The sequence below is a fragment of the Pseudomonas quasicaspiana genome (assembly GCF_021147825.1).
GTDB lineage: Bacteria > Pseudomonadota > Gammaproteobacteria > Pseudomonadales > Pseudomonadaceae > Aquipseudomonas > Aquipseudomonas quasicaspiana.
Genome location: NZ_JAGTPI010000007.1, coordinates 73,550 through 97,050, shown reverse-complemented (window position 1 = coordinate 97,050; position 23,501 = coordinate 73,550). Strand labels below are relative to the sequence as shown.

Below are 23,501 nucleotides of genomic sequence, written 5' to 3'. Positions count from 1 at the left end.
ACGGGGACCCTCATGACTCAAACCAACAACGCTGTGTACACCGATCTGAGCATCGACGACCTGGTCAAGCAAGCGCTTGCCCGCGGCGAAGGCGAACTTTCCGACACTGGCGCTCTGGTTGTGAGAACAGGCCATCGCACTGGCCGTTCGCCGGTCGATCGTTTCATCGTTGAAGAGCCAAGCACTCAGGATGCAATCGCCTGGGGCCCGATCAACCGCAAGTTCCCGGCTGACAAATTCGACGCTTTGTGGGAGCGCGTTCAAGCGTTCAACAATGCACAAGAGCATTTCGTTTCTCACGTGCATGTAGGCGCTGCTGAAGACCACTACCTTGCTGTGAAAATGACCACTCAGACTGCCTGGCAGAACATGTTCGGTCGCTGCCTCTTCATCAACCCGGCTCAGTACAACCCGGCGGGTCGTCAAGAGTGGCAAGTTCTGAACGTTGCCAACTTCGAATGTGTTCCAGAGCGTGACGGCACCAACTCAGACGGTTGCGTTATCATCAACTTCGCGCAGAAGAAAGTATTGATCGCTGGCATGCGTTACGCCGGTGAGATGAAAAAAGCCATGTTCTCGGTGCAGAACTTCCTGCTGCCGGCCTCTGACGTGCTGCCAATGCACTGCGCGGCCAACATCGGCGAAGAGGGTGACGTCACGCTGTTCTTCGGCCTGTCCGGTACCGGCAAAACCACACTGTCTGCTGACGAAAGCCGCTACCTTATCGGTGACGACGAGCACGGCTGGGGTGAAGGCGTGGTGTTCAATATCGAAGGCGGTTGCTATGCCAAGTGCATCGACCTCTCCGAGAAGAACGAGCCTGTTATCTGGAAAGCCATCAAGCACGGCGCAGTGCTGGAAAACGTTGTACTGGACGATACCAAGAAGGCTGATTACGCCGACGGTAGCCTGACCCAGAACAGCCGCGCGGCTTACCCGCTTGAGCACGTTGAAAAGCGTTCCGAGAAAAACCTCGGTGGCGAGCCAAACGCTGTGATCTTCCTGACCTGCGACCTGACCGGTGTACTGCCGCCAGTGTCGATCCTCAGCGAAGAACAAGCGGCTTACCACTTCCTGTCGGGTTACACCGCACTGGTGGGTTCTACTGAGATGGGTTCGGGCAGCGGCATCAAGTCGACGTTCTCCACCTGCTTCGGCGCTCCGTTCTTCCCGCGTCCGGCTGGCGAATACGCAGAGCTGCTGATCAAGCGTATCCGCGGTTTCGGTTCCAAGGTCTACCTGGTTAACACCGGCTGGACTGGCGGTGGCTACGGCGTTGGCAAGCGCTTCAACATTCCGACCACCCGTGGCGTGATTGCAGCGATCCAGAGCGGCGCGTTGATCGGTGCTGCCACCGAGCACCTCGACACCATCAACCTCGACGTGCCACTGGCCGTACCGGGCGTTGAAACCGGCCTGCTCAACCCACGTAATACCTGGGCTGACAAAGCTGCCTACGACGAAGCCGCCAAAGCCTTGGCTGGCCTGTTCGTTGAGAACTTCAAGAAGTTCGAAGTGAGCGACGCGATCAAGGCAGCGGGTCCACAGTTGTAATACGGACTGGCTGAACAAGAACCGCCCTTCGGGGCGGTTTTTTTGTGGGTTTGAAAGTGGGCAAGTTCACTTTCATTAACCTGCTCAATGGCGTGGACTGAAACGGGACCTCCCGGTAGGAGCGAATTCATTCGCGAAGGGGGTTAGTCCTGAAAAATACTTGTGTCTGACACACCGCTTTCGCGAATGAATTCGCTCCCACGGGGATTCTGTTTTGTTGGCGACATGGTGGCGTCTGAAATGCCGTTGGATCTTTGCTTTAGGCGGTCGGACACAAAAAATGTGACGATTGCGAAGGATCGCTCTCTATCTCTTGAGTGAAGTTTCCGAGAGAATCCAACCCGCTTGCGCCTGCCAAATCATGGGTCTAGCCTGCCTCCCGTCGCTGCAAAATCAGCGGTCGGGTGTGGAAACCCGCATTGACCAGGCACAAGTATCATCAAGTAACTCGACAAACGAAGAGTGCTCTATGGTAGCTGTGTGCGGGCAGACTTCGGTCTGACCCGGGTGTGCTTGGTGACCGGTTTTCCACCCCGTACATAGCTGCCACCTCTTGCCGTGTGGAAATGGCGAGTGATGGCTCCAGTTGCTCAGATTTGGACCTTCACCATGCTTAAAAACACTTCTGATTTATCCATCAACCTCGAAGAAAACCTTTCACGTGCCAGCGACCTTCTGCGTTGCGCAGCCGCCACGGCTTATGAATCCAGCGATCAACTTTCCGGGCGAAAACGTGATCTGGCATTCTCGGTCATGCATCTGGTCGAGATGGCTCAGGCGTTAGTGGAGCGCTCTTTGGAAGGGGTAGAGGCGAGGTAGAGGCTGGATGAACCAAGCGGTCAAAGCCCTGCGGGTTTGAAGCGGAGCGGGTTTGCTTTGATCAGCCAACTCACAATGGTCCGGACTGCAACGGGATATCCCGGTAGGAGCGAATTCATTCGCGAAGGGGGTTAGGCCTGAAAAATACTTGTGTCTGACACACCGCTTTCGCGAATGAATTCGCTCCCACGGGGATCTGGTGTTGTCTGCTCAAGTGTGGGTTCATGGACGCAGTCGTAACTGCTGCCTGGAGTAAGCGTTTACTTGAATGTCGAGGCTCACTGACAGTACTAATAAACGGTAAGGTGAGTTCAAAAAAACCGCCCCGAAGGGCGGTTTCAAAATCAAGCCAGCTAACTAAGCTTATTAGTGAATATCTTTATAAGCCTCATTGCCTTTAACCAGCGATGCTGCCAAGCCCGGTTGTGGCGTGAATGCTGTGCCCGTTAATGACGAAAAGTGTGCGCCCTTATCGCCATGGCTGACACTACGTTCATCTTTGGTTTGCTCGGTCAGACCGGTGTAGGTGAACTTGCGCATCGCGATAAATGTCGCTTCGTGCATGACAATACTTTGATGCAGAGCACTGACCTTTGCAGGCGACAGTCCCAGTTTTTTGTTCAGCGGAGCACCCCAGCGTGTCAGGCAGACCTCTGCGAAATGCCTGACCAGCTGGCCCGCTTCTGTTAGCGAACCGGGACCATCGGAGCCTTTGAGGGATGCATTACCCACCAGCGTCGCGTGACGCCCAGCCATGGGGAAAATGCTTACCTTGGTCGAGGGGTCGGTCTTGGGAATAACGCACGAGAAGCCTTTGGATCGTTCGTCTCGAGCGAAAAAGCCAACGTACTCTTTAACGTTTTTCCCGAGAGCAACTTTCTCAAGCTGGAAGTTCAAAGGGCCCGGAACCGGGTCAACCGCGAAAATATTGACCGGGATATGACGTAGAGCCGGATCACCCGCCATTGCATTCGCCAGCATATGGCAGCTGACACCGCCACGGCTCCAGCCGACCAGGTTGACTTGAGTCGGTATCAGCCCGCCTTTGCGAAAGATCTTGATGATCTTTTCCTGCAGATCTTGCGGTGTAACCTTGCGGTCGCCGTATTCATAGTGACGCCACAGCCAGGACGTTGGCTCTTGCCAATCCTGGATCGGCAGCCCGGCGGCTTTCAGCCGGTTGTATTCGACCTCGGTCAGTTTGGTCCGCTTCCAGTCGGCCTTACCTTTGATGAGGTTGATCGCATGCTGCACGTTTTCGTACCAACCCTTACCAAATGCAGTGCCGGTCCAGCCGTAACCTTTGGATTCAGTAAACAATTCGTCTGCTTGTAGATTGCCACTGCCTGGCCCATCAATCACGACCCAGTCGGCGAACTCTCTATTGTTCATATTACTGGCCAACGTTGCGATTAACTCACCATTCCAGTAGTTGTTGTTCAACGTGTCATATTTGGTAGAACCTGTGCCGCAAAAGAAAATCGTAAATACACTCATGAGAAACCTCCGTGTTTTGATGAGTAAGGAGGAGACTAGATGAGTATTTTAATTCGAGCCGAGGGTGTTGTTACTCGATGTTGTTGGCTGCCCGGTTTAACTGAATAACGGTTGATAACACGGAGGGTCTAATCAAAAAGTTTTATTTGAAATGGTATTTTTTAGCAGATCACCTTGTGCCCCGACACCGCTATCGCAGCCTTCGGCAGCTCCTACAGGGATCGCTTTCCAGTTTCGCTCTACCCCGCCTCAAACGTCCTGTTGGCTTCGCAATAGCGTTCCTGAGTCTGCTTGCTTTGTTCATCCCGGTCTCTGGCAGCGCGTTTGGTCCACTCCAGGCAGGACTCCTTGAAGAACACCACAGCGGCGCGGCGGCACTCGCGATTTTCGACGCTGCCTTTGCTGAAGTTCATGCACACACTGCTGTTTTCAATGTGGTTGTTGAACACTCGAAAATCGGCGTGATAGCGGCTGCGACTGTCCACAGCCCTGAAGCTGACGCTGGCAACGCTGAAGGGTTTGGTCGGACGTTCGGTGTTGGAGCGGGCGATGTCGGATTTGTAGTCCGCCAGGTACCTTGATGACACCATGCCTTTGGCCGGTTCTCGCTCAGCCGCCTTTGGAACCTGGCCAAAACGGCAGTTGAGGACCGTTTCGTCGATCACGTTGCCGTTCTTCATGCACTCGTCCAGAGGCTGGACGCCTGGCGCTGGCAATTCCCGTCGGACCACATTGGGTCCGATGTAAGGTTCCGGAGCCTGGGCTGCAACAGGCTGTGGCGCAGACGGTATCAAGGCCTGCGGCGGTTGTTCTGCGGTGGGTAGAGGTTTTTCAATCAAAGGCTGAGCTTGAGGTTTCGTACGGGGGAACAGCAGGTATCCGGCAAACACCGCAAGCGCCAGGACTATCAGCCATTTTGAATAGCCGGTGCCTTTGGGCCGACGCTCATGCCTGCGTTTGCGCGGATGAGCGCCCAATACAACGTCAACCTTGCCAGGTGTCAGGCGCTGGATGTGTGTAGATCCATCGTCGTTTGGCTGTTTGCTGGATTCCATTCCCTGTTTCCTTCGCCTTTGGCAAAGCTGCGTGTGATGGCGAAGGTTAAACCTTGTAAATAGCCTTTTGCTAGTAGTGCTTGTCTGTATCCTTATTCATTTTTGTAATGCTTTGGTTGTTTTCTGACCAGGCTGACCGCGCTAAGGTCTCGCACCTTGGTCGAGGTCAATGGAGTGGCAGCTTATGTACAAGCGTCTTGAACAGGTTTTCGGGTATTCAGAGTTTCGTCCGGGGCAGGAAGCCGCTATCAGTGCCGTGTTAGCGGGGCGCTCTGCGGCGGCTATTTTCCCGACAGGGTCGGGCAAGTCGTTGTGTTATCAACTGCCTGCGCTGATGCTTCCGCATCTGACACTGGTGGTTTCGCCGTTGCTGGCGCTGATACAGGATCAATTGGCATTTCTGCAGCGCCACGGTATTTCGGCAGCCAGCATTGATTCAGCACAGAGTCGTGATGACGTTTCACAGGTCATGGCCCGGGCGCGCTCAGGTGAGCTGAAGATCCTGATGATTTCCGTTGAGCGATTGAAGAATGAGCGCTTTCGCCACTTTATCTCGCAGGTGCCGATCTCGTTATTAGTGGTCGACGAGGCTCACTGTATCTCTGAATGGGGCCATAACTTTCGGCCCGACTATCTCAAGCTGCCGGACTACCAGCGCGAATTCAATATCCCTCAGGCGCTGCTCCTCACTGCTACCGCCACGCCGCAGGTCATTGACGACATGCAGGCCAAGTTCGCCATCGAGCCGCAGGATGTGGTCACCACAGGGTTCTATCGCTCCAACCTGAATCTGTGGGTCGAACCCGTGACCGGGTGGGACAAACGGCGCCGACTGGTGGAGTGGCTGGGCGCCAAGCCCGATCAGCCGACTATCGTCTACGTCACGCTGCAGAAAACCGCCGAGTACACCGCTGCGCACCTGGCGCAGAACGGCATTGCGGCCAGTGCTTATCACGCAGGGTTGCCCCACGATCAGCGCGAGTCTATCCAGCGGCAGTTCATGGAAGGCCAGCTCAATTGCATTGTGGCAACCATTGCGTTCGGCATGGGCATCGACAAGAGCGATATCCGCAACGTGGTGCATTTCGATCTGCCCAAATCCATTGAGAACTACAGCCAGGAAATCGGCCGCGCCGGGCGTGACGGCGCCCCGTCTGATTGCCTTGTGTTAGCCAATCGCGACAGCCTCAATGTGCTGGAAAACTTCGTTTACGGCGATACGCCGGAGTTGTTCGGCATTCGTTATGTCCTTGAAGATTTACTGGATGCCGGTCCGCAAGGGCAGTGGGAATTTCTGCTTGGACCATTGGCGGAGCAGGCCAATATTCGCCAACTGCCGCTGAAAACTTTGTTGGTGCAACTGGAGTTGCGCGGCATTATCGCGCCGCGCTATGCCTATTTCGCGGAATACCGCTTCAAGTTCCTGATCGAGCCGGGGGCGCTGGTGCAGCGTTTCGAAGGGGAGCGTCGGCAGTTTGTCGAGGCTTTGGTTGCGACGTCCACACGGGCGCGAACCTGGGCGACGGTGGATTTCGATGCGATGTATCAGCAGTATCAGGCCGAGCGTGGACGGGTGGTAACAGCGCTGGACTATTTTCAGGAGAAAGGCTGGATCGAGCTGGAAAGCAAGCAGATGACTGAGGTCTACAGCCTGCTGGTTACCGATTTTGATGCTGAGGCGCTTAGTGTCGAGCTGCATGAGTACTTCAGCGAGCATGAGACCTCGGAAGTCAAGCGGATCCACGCGATGCTTGAACTGTTCGCCAGTGAGCAATGCTTAAGCAGTCGGCTGGCGGATTACTTCGGTGATCACAAGGCGCCACGCCGCTGCGGGCACTGCTCAGTCTGTACCGGGCATGTCGCGCGGTTGCCGGAGCCTCCTGCGTTGGCACCGCTGGAAGCGCAGAGCTTCGAACAGCTGTGCGGTGCGTTCATCCTCAAGCATCAGGAGTACAGAGACCATGTTCCGAGTGCTGATTGCGTGACTCGATTCCTGTGTGGCATCAGCGTGCCGTTGTTCACCAAACTCAAAGCGCGAGGGATACCGGGCTTTGGTCAGTTGGAGGATTACCCTTATGCGGCGGTGAGGGATTGGGTGCGGGTTAATCTTAAAGAGCGCACGACTGATTGAATTGGAATGCAATTCCTTTGTGGGAGCGAGGCTTGCCCGCGATAAGGTCAACCTAATTTAGAGACATGGACCGAGGTATCGTTTATCGCGGGCAAGCCTCGCTCCCACAAAAAACTCGACCCTTTCGGAAAATGCCTATGACCAACACAACCCCGCAACGCGCCGACTACCGTCACTTCCAGCCCATCACCACGCGTTGGCACGACAACGATATCTACGGCCATGTGAACAACGTGACCTACTACAGCTTTTTCGACAGTGCTGTGAACACCTACCTGATAGAGCGCGGTGGGCTGGATATTCATGACGGTTCGGTGGTGGGCTTTGTGGTGAGTTCGTCGTGCGATTACTTTGCGTCGATTGCCTATCCCCAGCTGATCGAGGTCGGCTTGCGGGTTGCGAAGCTGGGCAACAGCTCCGTGCAGTACGAGTTGGCGGTGTTCAAGGCTGGGGAAGATGAGGCTTGTGCGGCGGGGCGCTTTGTTCACGTGTTTGTAGATCGGGGGTCCAATCTGCCGGTATCCATACCTGAGACGCTGCGCGAGGCGTTGCAGGCTTTAGTGGTCTGAAAACAACACTGGCCGCTTCATGGGCGGCCAGTGTGTTTGTCAGGTCAAACACGTCACTTAACGATGACGGTAGTGGTGTTTGTTTTTACGGTGGCCATGAGCGTGTCCACGTGGACCACGGTCACCACGATAGCGACGGTTATCACGATCATCGGCGCGGCTTTCGTTGCCCATGTAGTTACCCAGTGCGCCACCAGCACCGCCACCTGCGGCTGCGCCGACCAGGCTGCCAGTGCTGCCGCCCACGCTACGACCGATCACGTTACCGCCCGCAGCGCCCAGACCGCCGCCAATGGCTGCTTCTGTACGGCTGCGACGGTCGGCACCCACGGCCGCGCCACCTGCGCCACCCAGGCCTGCGCCAATCGCTGCACCTGTGTTGCCGCCCAGTTGTTGGCCGACAACGGAACCGAGTACCCCACCCAATGCACCGCCCACACCCGACTCAACCGTACCGCCTGCTGAGGCGAGACCACTGGCCAGAGTGAGTGACAACAACAGAATCGAGGAATACTTCATGCAATGAACCTCAAAGGGATGACGGCGCCGATGCTGAGGTTCTGCCGAGATTGTGGCAACGCAAATCCGACGAGTAACACGACTGCCACACAAATACCTAAGTTACTGTTTTTGCTCAGGAACTTAAGTGGTTTTTGACAGTCTGAGCTTACTTGATCAAGGCCCGTTTCTCGCGAAACGGGCCTTTTTTTGTGACTGCGAAATAACTTCTGCAGGACCGGCTTTAGCCGGGAGAGCAATAGTTTTGACGAAGAATATGTGGCGAATGTCCCGACGTCCTCCCGGCTAAAGCCGTTCCTACGGGGTACATCGGCCCTGTGGGAGCGAATTCATTCGCGAAAGCGGCTTTCAGAGCGACACAGGTGTATCGCCTGTGCCGGCCTCTTCGCGGATAAATCCGCTCCCACAGGGTTATGTATTTCCCCAATGGGATCAGTCTAAACCCTGATCAAACAATCCGTGCCGACTCAGCCGAACGCTCCAGCTTGATCGCCACGAACTTCGAGGTTGGCGTGCTGCTGCCATCCCCAACGCTTTCCAGTGGTACCAACGGGTTGACCTCTGGGTAGTACGCGGCAGCTTGACCTGCGGGAATGTCGAAAGCCAGCAAGGTGAAGTTCTTCACACGGCGCTCGCGACCATCACCCCAGATCGAAATCAGATCAACCTTCTGCCCTGGCTGGTAGCCAAGGCGAATGATGTCGGCTTCGTTGACGAACACAACATCACGCTGACCCTTCACGCCGCGATAACGGTCGTCCAGGCCATAAATAGTGGTGTTGTACTGATCGTGGGAGCGCATGGACTGCATGATCAGGTCAGGCTCCTGACCTGTGGAGCGCACGCTTGCGTGTACCAGATCAAGCGGAAGCATGTTGGGCTTGAAGTTGGCGCGCTCGGTTGCGGTGTTCCAGCGACGAGCACCTGCGGCGTTGCCCAGGTAGAAGCCACCTGGATGCTCCAGGCGCTGATTGAAGTCTTTGAAGCCTGGAATGGTGTCGGCAATCAGCTCGCGGATGCGGTTGTAATCTTCCACCAGCCACAGCCAGTCCACCGGCTGCTTGCCCAGTGTCGCGTTGGCAATGCCCGCAAGGATTGCAGGTTCCGAACGCATTTGACGGGACGACGGTTGCAGCTGGCCGTTGGAGGCGTGAACCATGCTGAACGAGTCTTCAACGGTAACGGCTTGCGGACCGTTGGCCTGTATGTCGATGTCGGTACGGCCAAAGCACGGCAGGATCAACGCTTCTTTACCGTGGCTCAAGTGGCTGCGGTTGAGTTTGGTACTGATCTGTACGGTCAGGTCGCAGTTGCTGAGAGCAGCAACGGTGCGGGCGCTGTCCGGCGTCGCCTGGGCGAAGTTGCCGCCCAGTGCGATGAAGACTTTGGCGCGGCCTTCGGCCATGGCGTGGATCGCTTCAACCACGTTGTGGCCGTTTTCACGCGGGACTTTGAACTGGAAACGACGTTCCAGCGCATCAAGGAAAAACGCCGGTGGACGCTCGTTGATGCCCATGGTGCGGTCGCCCTGCACGTTACTGTGGCCACGCACCGGGCACAGGCCAGCGCCTGGGCGGCCAATGTTGCCGCGCAGCAGCATAAGGTTGGCGATTTCCTGAATGGTCGCCACCGAGTGGCGGTGCTGGGTGATGCCCATCGCCCAGCACATGATGACGTTCTTGCCCTTGAGGTACATTCGCGCGGACTTTTCGATATCCGCCAGCGTCAGGCCAGACTGCTCGACGATCTTGTCCCATGGGGTGTCGTCGATAGTCGCCAGGTAGTCGAGCACACCATGGGTGTGTTCGTTAAGGAAGGCGTGGTCGAACACTGACGGCTCATTGGCCGCCTGCGCATCGCGTTCCCATTGAAGCAGGAACTTGGCCATGCCGCGCAACAGCGCCATGTCACCACCCAGTGCGGGACGGAAATAGGCGGTGTTGGTTGGACGATCACCGTTGGTGAGCATTTCGATCGGGTGTTGCGGATGCTGGAAGCGCTCCAGGCCACGCTCTTTGAGCGGGTTGACGCACACCACCTGAGCACCGCGTTGAACGGCTTCACGCAGAGGTTCAAGCATGCGTGGGTGGTTGGTGCCAGGGTTCTGGCCCCAGACGAAAATCGCATCGGCATGTTCAAAGTCGTCGAAGGTCACCGTGCCTTTGCCGACGCCAACGCTTTGCGACAATGCAACGCCGCTGGCTTCGTGGCACATGTTCGAGCAGTCAGGGAAGTTGTTGGTGCCGTAGGCACGAACGAACAGCTGATACAGGTAAGCGGCTTCGTTGCTGGCCCGGCCCGAGGTGTAGAACTCGGCCATGTTTGGGTTCGGCAAGGCTTTGAGGTGCTTGGCGATCAGGGCAAAAGAGTCGTCCCAGCTGATCGGCTTGTAGCGATCGGTTTCGGCGTCATAAACCATAGGCTCGGTCAGGCGGCCCTGATATTCGAGCCAGTAGTCGCTTTGCTCGCGCAAGGCGCTGACGCTGTAGCGGGCAAAGAAGGACGGGTCGACACGACGTTTGGTCGCTTCCCAGTTCACTGCTTTGGCGCCGTTTTCGCAGAACTTCACCATGCCGCTTTCTGGCGAATCACCCCACGCGCAACCTGGGCAGTCAAAGCCGCCGTTCTGGTTGGTCTTGAGCATCATGCGCAGGTTTTTCAGTGCGTTGTCGCTGGTCAGCCATGCATGAGTCACACTGATCAGTGCGCCCCAGCCACCGGCGGCACCTTTGTAGGGCTTGTAGCGCGGGACTGGTTTTTGGTCGGCTTCTTTATGCAGGCTCATGCTTGATTCTCCATCACGGGACTATAAACCCGCGGCGCACTGTGTTGCGGCAGGTGAATTAGGTTCAGGTTATGACGACGTGCCCACTGCAAGGCCAGGCCGGTAGGCGAGGACAAGCTGACCAACGTCTGGATACCGGCGCGCAGCACTTTCTGGATCAACTCCAGGCTGCAACGGCTGGTGACGATGGCGAGGCCGCCGATTATTGGAATTTGCTGGCGCACCAAAGCGCCAATCAACTTATCGAGGGCGTTGTGTCGACCGATATCTTCCCGGCCCAGCAGCAATTGCCCTTGGTTATTCATGAAAACGGCGGCGTGTACCGCACCGCAATGGCGACCCAGCGGCTGGAACTCACCAATACGCTGACGCAAGCCCTCAAGCCATTCGATAGGCGGTAGAGGTGCACCCGGCAGCACATTCAGTTCCGGCAGCGCCTGTTCAACAGCTTCCACTCCGCACAGGCCACAGCCGCTGGTCCCCGCCATTTGCCGACGCTGCTGTTTGAGGTCCCAAAAGGCACGGCTGGCGATTTCTACTTCGGCCTGCTGCGCAGAACCGCAGCCGCTGAGCTTGATATCGTAGATTTCATCGGGCGAAGCGATGATGCCGCTGCCCAGGCTGAAGCCCACCACAAAGTCTTCAAGGTCGGTCGGGGTGACCAGCATGACTGCCTGGCTGATGCCGTTAAAGGCGATGGCGAGTGCTACTTCTTCAGCGAGATCGGCAGGCGCCGACACATCGCGGTCGAGGTTCGAGTAGCTGTATGACTGGCTTGCGGCGGGCGCGGGCGATAGTTCTGCGGGCGCCGTACTGACCGTTCGCTTGGCGTGCATGGGAACGTACCGGCAGAGTGATATCGCACAAGACTAGGCGTCTTGTCGGATATCGTCTAATCGCTAGTTCCAATGCACTGATAGATGACGTCGATCAATGTTTTTCCATGAGTTTCTGGTAGAGCGCAAAACACGCTTCAGCCAGTACCGAGCGAGGTGCGCTGCGCCGCATGATCATGCCCAGACGGGCCATGGTGCGGGCGTCATCGATGGGTTGCAGACGCAGATCCTCAGTCAGGTTCACCAGCTCGCCTTCCAGCGGCATGATCGCGCAGCAGAAACCGCCATGGACGGCCTGAAGCAACTGATGAACGGCATCAGTCTGCAGCATCGGAATGAACTGCAGGCCGCGACTGTGAAAGTTGTGATCGATGGATTGGCGGAAGTGCATGCCGCTGGTCAACAAGCCCAGTGGCAGCTCAATCAGATCCGCCCAGGTCAACGGCTGCTCGCCAAAACTGAAGTGGCGATGATCGTAAAGCAGGCCCATGCGGGTTTCGGCCAGGGTCAGGGAGTCGAAACGTTCGCCGTCCAGGTGTTCCATGTAGGAAACGCCCAGATCAATGCGATTGCTCGCTAATTGTTCCAGGATCTGTTCGGAGCTGAGTGCTGACAGTTCGAAGCGCAGATTGGGATGGCTTTCATGCAACAACCGTAATAACGGCAGGGGGTCGAAGCTCGACAATGGCACCACGCCCATCCGCAGCGTGCCGACCAGGTGGCCGCGACACGCAGCCGCCTCGGCCTGCAAGCCGTCATAAGCCGCCAATACTGTACGTGCCCACGCCAGCACGCGTTCGCCCGGGGCGGTAAAGCCTTCGAAGCGCTGTCCGCGAACCACCAGTGGCAGCTCAAGCTCTTCTTCCAGGTTCCGCAGGCGCATCGACAGGGTCGGCTGGGTAATATTGCAACGTGCGGCAGCCTGGCCAAAGTGCCTCGTCTCATCGAGGGCGATCAGGAATTTGAGTTGTTTGATGTCCATATTCGCTCCATTGGTACTGCAAGCGAATGATTCTAGCCTGTTGATGTGTCGGATGGGCGGTCGGCTGCCGGTCGGACGGCCGTTCCTGAGTATCTGTTACGACTAACCTTGTCTGTTGGGCACGACAATAACAATCAAGGAGAACGGCACATGAGCTTGTTCAGTTTTCTAAAAGAGGCCGGGGAAAAGATCCTCGACGCAATTACGCCTGGTGATGCGAATGCCTCGGGTGAGGCGCTGAAGAAACACATTTCAGCAGTCGGGTTAGGCAACCCTAATGTCCAGGCCACCGTGGATGGCGGCAAGGTGACGGTCACCGGTGAGGTTGCCAGTCAGGAAGAGAAGGAAAAAATCCTGCTGACGCTGGGCAATATCGAAGGTGTGGAAACGGTAGACGACCAGATGACTATTGCAGCCGGTGCGGCGCTTGTGACTGCCGCGAAGTTCGTGACTGTGGAGAAGGGCGATACATTAAGTGCCATTTCCCTGCGGGTTTACAAAGACCCGAACAAATACCAGAAAATCTTCGAGGCCAACAAACCGATGCTCAAGGACGTGGATAAAATCTATCCGGGGCAGGTGCTGCGGATTCCTGAATAGTTGAGGTTGTGTATTTCATCTCCTTCGCGGGCAAGCCTCGCTCCAACGGGATTTACCGATTCTGTTGGAGCGAGGCTTGCCCGCGAACAGTGACTAAAGCCCCTCAATCAACTCCCGATAATCCTTCACCGCCGCAAACTCTTCGGTGTCTTTCGGCCCTTTCTGGCTGTTAGGTTCGCTGACCGCCAAAAGATGGCCGATACCGAAATCACGGGCGCTACGCAGGATCGGCAGGGTGTCGTCGATAAACAGGCTGCGCGCCGGATCGAAGGCAATGTCAGCTTGAAGCGCGTCCCAGAAGTGCGGACTTTCCTTGGGGAAACCGTAGTCGTGGGAACTGATCAGGCGTTCAAAGTACGGTGCCAGCTCAATCCGCTCCATTTTCAAGGACAACGAATCCCGGTGCGCATTGGTGATCATGATCACGCGCTTGCCTGCCTGCTTGATCGCAGCGAGGAATGTTTCGGCATCTGGGCGCAAGGCAATCAGGTCGGCGGTTTCCACCTTAAGGTCGCGTACTGACAACTTTAGCTCGGCGCTCCAGTAGTCCAGGCAATACCAGTTGAGCGTGCCCGCATTCTTTTCGAACAGCGGCTTCATCTCCAGCAACGCCATCGCCAGACTGACTCCGTGCAGTTCGGCATAGCGCTGCGGCAAATGTTGCAACCAGAAGTGCTCGTCGTAATAAAGATCGAGCAGGGTGCCGTCCATATCGAGCAGAACGGTATCGATGTCGCGCCAGGGCATTAAAGGCATTCGGGTCTCGCAAGGTATTGATGGGTGAAGTCAGCATATCCGAGACAGACAATCGGAAAAGCCACGGTATAGTAACCCGTCCACGCAAAGGAGCCCGACATGCGCCAGAAACCCACCGTACTTGCCCGCGAAATCGTCGCCAGTAGCCGTTTGTTCCGTGTTGAGGAGCTGCAATTGCGCTTCGCCAACGGCGTTGAGCGCACCTATGAGCGATTGGTCGGGCGCGGTAATGGTTACGGCGCAGTGATGATTGTGGCAATGCTGGATGCTGATCATGTGGTTTTGATCGAAGAATATTGCGGTGGCACCGATGAATACGAGCTGTCCTTGCCCAAGGGGCTTATCGAGCCAGGCGAAGACGTGCTGGCTGCAGCCAACCGTGAACTCAAAGAAGAAGCAGGCTACGGCGCGCGTCAACTGGAGCACCTGACCGAGCTTTCCCTGTCCCCCGGCTACATGAGCCAGAAAATCCAGGTGGTGCTGGCTTCCGATCTCTATGAGGAGCGTCTGGAAGGTGATGAGCCTGAGCCGATGCGTGTGGATAAAGTGAATTTGCGCGAGCTGTCGAGTTTGATAGAAAACCCACAGTTCAGCGAAGGCCGGGCGCTCGCTGCGCTCTATCTGGCGCGTGACCTGTTAACTCAGCGTGGATTGTTTTTGCCATGACCGATGTTTTCAACGGCCTGCCGCACCCGCTTCTGGAACCGGTTATCAAGCTTGTCCGCCTTGCTGGCGAGGTAATCCTGCCGCACTGGCGCGCCAATGTGACCGTGACCTCCAAGGCCGATGACTCACCTGTCACTGCGGCCGATATCGCTGCCCATCAGCTACTCGCTGAAGGCTTGCTGGCGCTGGCGCCGGATATTCATGTGCTGTCCGAAGAAGATGCCGATATCCCGCTGAGCGAACGCGCGAAGTGGGAGCGTTGGTGGCTGGTCGATCCGCTGGACGGCACCAAGGAGTTTATCTCCGGCAGTGAAGAGTTCACCGTAAACGTCGCCCTCATAGAGAATGGTCGTGTCGTGTTTGGTGTGGTTTCGATGCCAACCAATAACCGCTGCTACTTTGGAGGGGCCGGATTAGGCGCGTGGCGCAGCGATGACGATGACCACGTGACGCCGATCACTGTTCGTCAGGAACCGGGCGCCGGACATGACTTCACCGTAGTTGCCAGTCGCCGTCATACCAGCCCTGAGCAAGAGCGTCTGCTGGCCGGTTTGTCTGCCGCGGTCGGACATCTGCATTTGACCAACATCGGCAGCTCGTTGAAGTTCTGCCTGTTGGCTGAAGGCGCTGCCGATTGCTATCCACGGCTGGCACCGACGTCGCAGTGGGACACCGCTGCCGCGCAAGGTGTGCTGGAAGGTGCTGGCGGGGAAGTGCTTGAACTGTCCGGCGAGCCTTTCAGCTATCCACCGCGTGAATCGTTGCTCAACCCATTCTTTTTGGCGTTGCCTGCGGGAGCCGCCTGGCGTTCCGACTTGTTAGCGCTTGCTACTTCGTAAGAGGTGGGTTGCAGCCGTTACGCACGGTTTCTTCGTATCCGACATCTTGCCTGCCAGGCTCAATGTTCCATTCAGTTTTGGTATTGAGTATGTCCAGGTGACATATCAACTGGTGCCGCATCCCGTGAGTGTTTCCCCAGTTGGGGCTACCGGAGTAGTCCCGAATGACGGCGTCCACGATCAAGCCGGTTGAGGTTTCGCGACCTTTCAGGTCTCTCGTGCATTGCTCGGGTATGAGGCTGAGTGAATAGCGCTGAATATTGATATCGAAGCGCCAGATGCCTCTCTGGAAATAACTGGTACAGGCAGGGACGGTGATAGGCGCTTTGACTTCTGATTCAGCAGTTTCGACAGCCCGGACCTGACCGGCAGACGCCAGGTACAGAGCGGCCACGCATCCTGATAAAAATCGTCTGACGCCCATTTCCGTGTCCCTTCGATTGAATCCCTGTCTACCGAAGATTAGTTACGAAGTCGCAGAGCCCTAGACGGGTTAGCGATTGCTGTAAGCGTGAAATGTTGTAAGGCATATGCCTTAAGTGTGCACCACGTATTGTCCTGTAAACGATACTGCCTGTTCTTCACTGTTCTGATTACAGACTCTTGTCTTGAGGGTGAGCCTCGCTCGATTACGGCGTTGGTAGGTAGTCAGAAAACGCTCCCAATCCCGTTCCGAAGGCGCATCGCAAATGGCTACCGCATCACCACGAACCGGCAAGGGATAGCTGATCTGGCCGTCCTGGATCACGATGTGTCCGCCGTCGATACCAGCCTCTTTAAGGCGCAGGTGCAACCAGCCCCAACCGGCCAGCACGGCGCCGCAGTACAGGCTTCCGCCGAATAAAGTGCTTTTGTGATTGATGTTGGGGGCGAGCGGTAAATGCAGCCGCAGTTGGTGATCCTGCCAACTCAAGACTTTTACGCCCATCGCAAGGGTGAGCGGGATGTCGTGATGCAACACCTGCTCCAGTGCAGCGGCCTCTTGTGACATCTCGTTACCCTCGGGCTTCATTCCTGCTCATCCGCGCCGCCGCCGAAGCTCAGTCCGTGTTTGCGCAGTTTGTCGTGCAGGGTTTTACGCGGTAGCCCCAGCGCCTCCGCGAGGCTGCGCACGGAGCTGTGCGGCCGGGTCAACTCTGCTGCGATCAAGGCACGTTCGAAGCTTTCGACCTGCTCGCTGAGGCCCCCCGTGATCGTCGGCACCACCGGCACTTCGTTACCTTCCAGAGCAAGCTCCAGGCCCAGAGCAAAACGCTCGGCGGCGTTTTGCAACTCACGAACGTTGCCCGGCCAAGTGTGGCGCAGCAACAGGGCGCGTTGCGCGGGCTGCAGTTCATGTTTGGGCAGTCCGTGGCGCATGCTCGCCGCATCTGCATAGTGCTGGAATAGCATCAGCGCATCTTCGCCGCGCTCACGTAACGGCGGTATGCGCAGCGGTGCAACATTGAGTCGGTAATACAAGTCGGCGCGGAAGCGACCTTGATCCGCCGCCTGACGCAAATCCTCTTTGGTGGCCGCTATTACCCGAATATCCAGCGGGATTTGCTGATTGCCACCCAGTCGCTCGACCATTCGCTCTTGCAACAGGCGCAGCAGTTTGACCTGCACGTCCATGCTCATGCTTTCGATTTCATCCAGGAACAGCGTGCCGCCATTGGCGAATTCGAACTTGCCGATGCGGCGTTTCTGCGCGCCAGTAAATGCACCAGGCTCGTGCCCGAACAGCTCGCTTTCGACCACCGACTCTGCAAGCGCCCCCGCATTGATCGCAACAAATGGCCCGGTGCGGCGATTGGACAGATCATGCAGCGCCCGCGCCACGACCTCCTTGCCCGCGCCGGTTTCCCCAAGAATCAGCACGTCGGCTTTGGTTGCGGCCAGCGCACCGATCTGCTGACGCAGGCGCAGCATGGGTGCCGACTGACCGACCAGCCGTGCGCTTAATTGCTGCCGGTCGCTCAACGCCAGGCGCAGGCTTCGGTTATCCAGCACCAGACGTCGCAGTGCCAATGCCCGGCGCACGCTGTCGAGCAGCGCATCGCTGGCAAACGGTTTTTCCAGAAAATCGTAAGCACCGGCGCGCATCGCTTGCACGGCCAGTGGTACATCGCCGTGGCCGGTAATCAGCAGAACCGGTAATTCTGGGTCTCTGCCATGCAGGTCGCTCAACAGCTCAAGGCCATCCATGCCCGGCATGCGAATGTCGCTGACCACTACGCCCGGCCAGTCACGTTCGATGCGTGCCGCCAGGCCATTGGCCTCCGGCAGCGTCAGGACTTTCAGTCCGGCGAGATCCAGCGTCTGGCTCAAGGCCTGACGCAAGTGCGGGTCGTCGTCGATCAGCACTACCTGAATCTTGCTGTCGATGGCGGTCATGCAGATAAATCCTCTGGCGGTTGAAGGTTGACTCCGGATGCGCCGTCTCTCAGACGCAGCGTCAGCAGTGCGCCTCCGGTCGGGTGATTATCGAACAGCAGTTCACCGCCCAGCGCGCGCATCAGGGTATCGCAGATCGCCAAGCCAAGCCCAAGCCCCTGAGTCCGGGTCTTGGTGGTAAAGAATGGCTCTCGGGCACGAGCAAGTGCTTCCTGGGTAAAACCGGGGCCGTTGTCCCGAATGAACAGATTGACGCCATCCGGCGTCTGTTCGGCACTGATCCATATTTTGCGCGGCGGCCCTTTTTCAGTCAGCGCGTCCAACGCATTGGCCAGCAGGTTGCCGAGTACCTGACGCAGCCTCGTTTCGCCGGCCTGCACCCACAGCGTGGCGTCGGGCAGGTCGCGAATCAGTTCGACTTCCATGGCGCGCCGCCGCTTAGCCAGCAGCGATAGCGTATCGTCCAGCGCGGGTTGCAAGGCGACGCTTTCCGGCGCGTGGCGGTCGCGACGGGCGAAGGCGCGCAAGTGCGCGATGATCGACGCCATGCGGCCCGTCAGTTCACCGATCTGCTTGAGATTGCCTCGCGCGTCATCAGTACGTGAATGATCCAGCAGAACCTCTGCGTTCTCCGCGTAACTGCGGATCGCTGCCAAAGGCTGGTTGAGTTCGTGGCTGATGCTGGCGGACATGGTGCCCAATGCAGACAGTTTCCCGGCCTGTACTAATTCATCCTGGGCGCGGACCAGCTCCTGTTGGGCCTGCTCGCGCTCAAGAACTTCCTGTCTGAGACGGCTGTTCAGGCCTTCCAGGTCGCTGGTGCGCTCTACCACCCGGACTTCCAGCTCGCGCCGGGCCTTGGCTTCGAAAGCAATACGATCCAGATAATGCCGACGCCGCTGGATCAGGATGCCAAGCAGCAGCATGACCACCAACAACGCTGCGCCGCCGACGGCAACGACGGTGCGTACCGGGCGATCGATCAACGCACGAGGGGCCAAAATATTTACGTTCCAGCCGGTCTCTTCGATCTCCTGGCTTTGAGTCAGCCAGGCGTTGTCATCGAGCAGCAGCGGACGTGGATCGCGGGTCGGGTAGGGCTGGATCGCCACGATGGCTTGTTTTTCTTCTTCGCTCAGAGCACGGGTCGAGCGGAAGCGCCATTCAGGCCTTGAGGTCAGAACGACGACCCCATTGTGGTCGGTGAGCAGCAGTTGCTCAGGGGTTTTACCCCACAGGTTTTCGGTATGGTCCAGATCAATCTTGACCACCAGTACACCGATCACTTTGCCGCTTTCACGCACCGCAGAGGCGAAGAAGTAGCCACGTTTTGCCGAGGTGGTGCCCAGACCGAAGAAGCGCCCCAGGTTACCTGCCATTGCCTCGCTGAAATACGGGCGGAACGCGAAGTTGCGGCCGACAAAGCTGTCGCGCTTGTCCCAGTTGGACGCGGCAATTGTCGTACCGTCTGCGTTCATCAGGTACATGACTTCAGCGCCAGTCTGGCGCACGATGGTTTGCAGCAAATGGTTGGCAGCCTCCTGCGGGGCGCTACCTTGCGGAGCTTTCAGTGCGGCGGGCAGGTCCGGCAACTGACTGAGAATCTGCGGCAGGGTTTCGTAACGGTGCAGCGTACCCAGCAGGTTGGCGACGTAGAGGTCCAGCGTCTGCCGATTCTGGCTGACCAGTTCGTTACGGTAATAACGCTCGGCCAGATGCTCCAGCGGCCATAGCAGTGGCGCCAGACACAGGGCCAGCAGCGCAAGGCTTCGCCAGCGCGGGCGGGGCGGGAGTGTGGAGTTTTTGGTCATTGTTGGACTGCGCTAAGGGTCGGCTTTTGGGGACACCTTAGTGACGCTATCGCGAGCAAGCTCACTCCTACAGGTACGGTGTTCCCTCTGTAGGAGTGAGCTTGCTCGCGATGGGGCCGGTCCCGGCAATGCAAATACTAACCCTGCTCAGCCAGGCACTCCAGTAACGCGCTGTGCCAGTCTGGTTGTTTCACGCCCCATTCGCGTTGGAGGAGGCCGCAGTCGAGCCGCGAGTTGAGCGGGCGAGCGGCGGGTGTTGGATAGGCGCTGGACGGAATCGCTTCCAGTGTTGCGCACTTTTTACCTTGCACGCTTAGCTGCTCGGCAATGGCCTGAGTAAAACCAAACCATGAAGTTTCGCCGCTCGCGGTCAGGTGATAAGTGCCCCAGGCGCCCGGTTCTCCATCGCGCCAATGTTCGATCAGCTGGCGCGTACTCTGCGCAATGGTTCCGGCCCACGTGGGCGCACCTACTTGATCGGCCACGACGTTGAGCGAATCGCGCTCCTGTAGCAGGCGTTGCATCGTCAGCAGGAAATTACGCCCCGTGTTGGAGTAAACCCAACTGGTGCGCAGTATCAAATACTGCCCGCCGACGTATTCGATAGCTTGTTCACCTGCCCACTTGCTGGCGCCATAAACGCCTAAAGGTGCGGGCTTATCCTGCTCGGTCCAGGGCGTGGCTTTGCTGCCGTCGAACACGTAGTCCGTTGAGTAGTGAATCAGCGGGATGCCCAGTTCTTTCGCCTGATCGGCAAGCATGCCGGCTGCGATCGCATTAACTGCAAGCGCTGTTTTCTGGTCTGTTTCGGCCTGATCCACTGCGGTATAGGCTGCAGCGTTGATGATCATGTCTGGCTTTAAATCCTGGATCTGATCGAAGTCAGCCATCTGATCGCTCAGGTCCAGTTTGTCGCGGCTGAGGACGATCAGTTCACCCAGGCCCGCCAAGGTCTTCTGCAACGCTTGGGACACCTGGCCGTTCTGGCCGATAATGACGATTCTCAGTGGCTTGCTCATGGAAACAGGTCAGCCTCTTTTAATGCTCTGCCGTTTTGATCTTTGGCCGACAGTTGCGGCGTACCGTCCAGCTGCCAGTCGATAGCCAGATCCGGGTCATCCCAGCGGATGCAGCGCTCTGCGGCCGGTGTGTAGTAGTCAGTCGTTTTGTAGAGAAATTCGGCGTAGTCGCTGAGCACTACAAAACCATGTGCAAAGCCCGCCGGGATCCAGAGTTGCCGGGCGTTTTCGGCAGACAGTCTGACGCCGACCCAGCGACCGAATGTAGGTGAGCTTTTGCGAATGTCTACCGCAATGTCCAGGACTTCACCCACCGTCACGCGTACCAGTTTGCCCTGGGCATTTTCGATCTGGTAATGCAGGCCGCGCAGTACGCCTTTGGCCGAGCGGGAGTGATTGTCCTGCACGAAGCTCAGGTCACGCAGCCCAGTGGCGTCAGCGAATGCTTTGGCATTGAAGCTTTCGTAGAAGAAGCCTCGTTCGTCACCAAATACGCGTGGCTCAAGAATGAGTACTTCGGGGATCTCACTGGCAATTACATTCAACGGCTTTCCCCCGCCAGTTTGAACAGGTACTGGCCGTACCCGGTTTTACCAAAGTATTGAGCGCGCTCCAGTAACTGCTCGCGATCAATCCATTCGTTCTGATAGGCGATTTCTTCAAGGCAAGCGACTTTCAGGCCTTGGCGATGCTCGATGGTTTGAACGTACTGCGACGCGTCCAGCAAGCTGTCATGTGTACCGGTATCCAGCCATGCGAAGCCGCGGCCGAAACGCTCTACACGCAGATCTCCGCGCTGTAGGTAAGCGTTGTTGACGTCAGTGATTTCCAGCTCACCACGGGGTGAAGGTTTGACGTCTTTGGCAATACGGATGACCTCGTTGTCGTAAAAATACAAACCTGTCACCGCATAGCTGGACTTGGGCACTTTGGGTTTCTCTTCAATGGACAGCGCACGACCGCTCTCATCGAAATCAATGACCCCAAAACGCTCTGGATCCTTGACCCAATAGCCGAATACAGTCGCGCCGGATGTCTTGGAAGTGGCCGCTTTCAATTGGTCGCTGAAGTGCTGACCATGGAAAATGTTATCGCCTAGAATCAGGCAGACTGAATCATCGGCAATAAACTCCTCCCCAATAATAAACGCCTGCGCCAGCCCATCAGGCTTGGGTTGCTCGGCATATTGGAAGCGCACACCGAACTGGCTGCCGTCGCCCAGCAGGCCGCGGTATTGAGGTAAGTCCTGAGGCGTTGAGATGATCAGGATTTCCTGAATGCCCGCCAGCATCAACACTGAGATCGGGTAGTAAATCATCGGTTTGTCGTAGATAGGCAGCAGTTGCTTGGAAACCCCCAGAGTGATGGGGTGCAAGCGTGTGCCGGAGCCACCGGCCAGTACGATTCCTTTGGTCATGCGATGAGATCCTTGGGGGCGGTGAAGCCCAGTCGTTGGCCTTGATAGCTGCCGTCCTGTACCCGGCGGCACCACTCCAGATTGTTCAGGTACCACTGCACGGTTTTGCGCAAGCCTGATTCGAACGTTTCTTCAGGAACCCAGCCCAGGTCGCGTTCGATCTTGCTGGCATCAATGGCATAGCGCTGGTCGTGACCCGGACGATCAGCCACGTAGGTGATCAGGTCCGCGTAGTGGGCGATGCCCGCAGGGCGTGAAGGTGCCAGCTCTTCCAGCAGCGCGCAGATGCCTTTGACCACGTCGATATTCTTCTGCTCGTTATGGCCACCGATGTTGTAGGTCTCGCCCACAGCACCTTCGGTGACTACTTTGTACAAAGCGCGGGCGTGGTCTTCGACAAACAGCCAGTCGCGAACCTGCAGACCGTTGCCATAGACCGGCAATGGCTTACCCGCCAGGGCGTTGAGAATAACCAGCGGGATCAGTTTCTCCGGGAAGTGAAACGGTCCGTAATTGTTGGAGCAGTTGGTCACGACCACCGGCAGTCCGTAGGTCCGCTGCCAGGCCCGAACCAGATGATCGGATGCAGCTTTGCTGGCTGAGTAGGGGGAGCTGGGTGCGTACGGCGTGGTTTCAGTGAACAGATCATCGACACCATGAAGGTCGCCATACACCTCATCGGTGGAAATGTGGTGAAAACGGAATGCTCCACGCTCGGCTTCAGGCAACTTCAGCCAGTAACCGCGCACGGCTTCGAGCAGGCTGTAAGTGCCGACGATGTTGGTCTGGATAAATTCAGACGGGCCATCGATGGAGCGGTCCACGTGGGACTCCGCTGCCAGGTGCATGACCGCATGTGGCTCGAAACGAGCCAGTACCTCGCTGACTTTGGCCTGATCGCAGATGTCCGCCTGGACAAACTCATAGCGGGTGTCGGTGGAGATGCTGGTCAGCGATTCCAGATTGCCCGCGTAAGTCAGCTTGTCAAAATTCAGCACTTCGTGAGTGGTGTTCTGTATGAGATGGCGGATGAGCGCCGAGCCGATAAAGCCTGCGCCGCCAGTAACGAGTATTCGCATAAATTCGCCTTGTGCCTTCCAGGTCTTGACGCTGCTGATGGAGCATAGCTTGTTGTTGTAACTCGAGACGTGCAAGCAGGATTAACCAGGAACATGTACTTCGGTCATGAAAAGAATTGATCATGTTTGTGAAGCGCGCCGGTAAACCGCCACTTACAGTCGCCGAGCAGCCATGATTTGCTGGTCAGACT

The 23,501-nt window shown here is 57.1% G+C and carries 22 protein-coding genes; 7 read left to right on the top strand and 15 right to left on the bottom strand.

Annotation, left to right across the window (positions count from 1 at the left end):
* Positions 1–12: 12 nt before the first annotated feature.
* Together KDX30_RS07155 and KDX30_RS07150 are read left to right on the top strand one after the other, a co-directional pair.
* A complete protein-coding gene (locus KDX30_RS07155) occupies positions 13–1,554 on the top strand; it encodes a phosphoenolpyruvate carboxykinase (protein ID WP_099268390.1) in 1,542 nt (513 codons plus the stop codon).
* 609 nt (positions 1,555–2,163) lie between these two features.
* Positions 2,164–2,373: a DUF6124 family protein gene (locus KDX30_RS07150; RefSeq protein ID WP_099268441.1), complete on the top strand. Its 210-nt coding sequence runs from the start codon at positions 2,164–2,166 to the stop codon at positions 2,371–2,373.
* Between the two features lie 366 nt (positions 2,374–2,739).
* On the opposite strand, the gene KDX30_RS07145 is transcribed toward KDX30_RS07150, so the two are convergent.
* Complete coding sequence (locus KDX30_RS07145; protein ID WP_231675374.1) at positions 2,740–3,870, bottom strand: hypothetical protein; 1,131 nt, start codon at positions 3,868–3,870, stop codon at positions 2,740–2,742.
* 239 nt (positions 3,871–4,109) lie between these two features.
* Positions 4,110–4,925 carry a hypothetical protein gene (locus KDX30_RS07140; RefSeq protein WP_231675373.1) on the bottom strand — a complete coding sequence of 272 codons (816 nt, stop codon included), beginning with the start codon at positions 4,923–4,925 and terminating at the stop codon, positions 4,110–4,112.
* A 184-nt stretch (positions 4,926–5,109) separates the two neighbouring features.
* Here KDX30_RS07140 and KDX30_RS07135 point away from each other — a divergent pair, with 184 nt between their 5' ends.
* Positions 5,110–7,056 carry a RecQ family ATP-dependent DNA helicase gene (locus tag KDX30_RS07135; RefSeq protein ID WP_231675372.1) on the top strand — a complete coding sequence of 649 codons (1,947 nt, stop codon included), beginning with the start codon at positions 5,110–5,112 and terminating at the stop codon, positions 7,054–7,056.
* A gap of 137 nt (positions 7,057–7,193) precedes the next feature.
* Entirely contained in the window at positions 7,194–7,625 is a 432-nt protein-coding gene (locus tag KDX30_RS07130) for an acyl-CoA thioesterase (RefSeq protein WP_027899926.1), read from the top strand.
* A gap of 57 nt (positions 7,626–7,682) precedes the next feature.
* Here the strand turns inward: KDX30_RS07130 and KDX30_RS07125 are convergent, their stop codons facing one another.
* The 4 genes from KDX30_RS07125 to KDX30_RS07110 all read right to left on the bottom strand — a co-directional run bounded on the left by KDX30_RS07125 (position 7,683) and on the right by KDX30_RS07110 (position 12,747).
* Entirely contained in the window at positions 7,683–8,144 is a 462-nt protein-coding gene (locus tag KDX30_RS07125) for a YMGG-like glycine zipper-containing protein (protein ID WP_027899927.1), read from the bottom strand.
* A gap of 448 nt (positions 8,145–8,592) precedes the next feature.
* Positions 8,593–10,929: an FdhF/YdeP family oxidoreductase gene (locus KDX30_RS07120; RefSeq protein ID WP_231675371.1), complete on the bottom strand. Its 2,337-nt coding sequence runs from the start codon at positions 10,927–10,929 to the stop codon at positions 8,593–8,595.
* Positions 10,926–11,765, bottom strand: a complete 840-nt coding sequence (fdhD, locus tag KDX30_RS07115; RefSeq protein ID WP_231675370.1) for a formate dehydrogenase accessory sulfurtransferase FdhD — start codon at positions 11,763–11,765, stop codon at positions 10,926–10,928. The genes KDX30_RS07120 and fdhD overlap by 4 nt, the downstream gene beginning before the upstream one ends.
* Positions 11,766–11,859: 94 nt before the next feature.
* Positions 11,860–12,747: a LysR family transcriptional regulator gene (locus KDX30_RS07110; RefSeq protein WP_027899930.1), complete on the bottom strand. Its 888-nt coding sequence runs from the start codon at positions 12,745–12,747 to the stop codon at positions 11,860–11,862.
* 150 nt (positions 12,748–12,897) lie between these two features.
* On the opposite strand from KDX30_RS07110, the gene lysM reads away from it, so the two are divergent.
* Entirely contained in the window at positions 12,898–13,347 is a 450-nt protein-coding gene (gene lysM / locus KDX30_RS07105) for a peptidoglycan-binding protein LysM (protein ID WP_231675369.1), read from the top strand.
* A 93-nt stretch (positions 13,348–13,440) separates the two neighbouring features.
* On the opposite strand, the gene yrfG is transcribed toward lysM, so the two are convergent.
* Entirely contained in the window at positions 13,441–14,103 is a 663-nt protein-coding gene (gene yrfG / locus KDX30_RS07100; protein ID WP_122706509.1) for a GMP/IMP nucleotidase, read from the bottom strand.
* 99 nt (positions 14,104–14,202) lie between these two features.
* Here yrfG and nudE point away from each other — a divergent pair, with 99 nt between their 5' ends.
* On the top strand, positions 14,203–14,769 hold the full coding sequence (gene nudE / locus KDX30_RS07095) for an ADP compounds hydrolase NudE (protein ID WP_099268398.1): 567 nt from the start codon (positions 14,203–14,205) through the stop codon (positions 14,767–14,769).
* A complete protein-coding gene (gene cysQ / locus KDX30_RS07090) occupies positions 14,766–15,608 on the top strand; it encodes a 3'(2'),5'-bisphosphate nucleotidase CysQ (RefSeq protein WP_122706507.1) in 843 nt (280 codons plus the stop codon). Before nudE ends, cysQ begins: the two co-directional genes overlap by 4 nt.
* Here cysQ and KDX30_RS29670 read toward each other — a convergent pair.
* The 8 genes from KDX30_RS29670 to rfbB form a co-directional block, all read right to left on the bottom strand.
* Positions 15,598–16,032 carry a DUF2599 domain-containing protein gene (locus KDX30_RS29670; protein WP_406643774.1) on the bottom strand — a complete coding sequence of 145 codons (435 nt, stop codon included), beginning with the start codon at positions 16,030–16,032 and terminating at the stop codon, positions 15,598–15,600. The genes cysQ and KDX30_RS29670 overlap by 11 nt on opposite strands.
* Positions 16,033–16,143: 111 nt before the next feature.
* The gene (locus KDX30_RS07085) at positions 16,144–16,620 is read right to left on the bottom strand and encodes a thioesterase domain-containing protein (RefSeq protein ID WP_406643773.1); all 477 of its coding nucleotides are present in this window, start codon (positions 16,618–16,620) and stop codon (positions 16,144–16,146) included.
* Positions 16,617–17,984, bottom strand: a complete 1,368-nt coding sequence (locus KDX30_RS07080; RefSeq protein WP_099268401.1) for a sigma-54-dependent transcriptional regulator — start codon at positions 17,982–17,984, stop codon at positions 16,617–16,619. The genes KDX30_RS07085 and KDX30_RS07080 overlap by 4 nt, the downstream gene beginning before the upstream one ends.
* Positions 17,981–19,795, bottom strand: coding sequence for a sensor histidine kinase (locus tag KDX30_RS07075; RefSeq protein ID WP_231675368.1), 1,815 nt, complete (start codon positions 19,793–19,795; stop codon positions 17,981–17,983). Before KDX30_RS07075 ends, KDX30_RS07080 begins: the two co-directional genes overlap by 4 nt.
* 137 nt (positions 19,796–19,932) lie before the next feature.
* On the bottom strand, positions 19,933–20,814 hold the full coding sequence (rfbD, locus tag KDX30_RS07070) for a dTDP-4-dehydrorhamnose reductase (protein WP_231675367.1): 882 nt from the start codon (positions 20,812–20,814) through the stop codon (positions 19,933–19,935).
* Positions 20,811–21,359 (bottom strand): dTDP-4-dehydrorhamnose 3,5-epimerase, encoded by a 549-nt coding sequence (rfbC, locus tag KDX30_RS07065; protein ID WP_231675366.1) that lies wholly within the window; start codon positions 21,357–21,359, stop codon positions 20,811–20,813. The genes rfbD and rfbC overlap by 4 nt, the downstream gene beginning before the upstream one ends.
* On the bottom strand, positions 21,356–22,231 hold the full coding sequence (gene rfbA / locus KDX30_RS07060; RefSeq protein WP_122806919.1) for a glucose-1-phosphate thymidylyltransferase RfbA: 876 nt from the start codon (positions 22,229–22,231) through the stop codon (positions 21,356–21,358). Before rfbA ends, rfbC begins: the two co-directional genes overlap by 4 nt.
* Complete coding sequence (gene rfbB, locus KDX30_RS07055; RefSeq protein WP_231675365.1) at positions 22,228–23,310, bottom strand: dTDP-glucose 4,6-dehydratase; 1,083 nt, start codon at positions 23,308–23,310, stop codon at positions 22,228–22,230. Before rfbB ends, rfbA begins: the two co-directional genes overlap by 4 nt.
* Between the last annotated feature and the right edge of the window lie 191 nt (positions 23,311–23,501).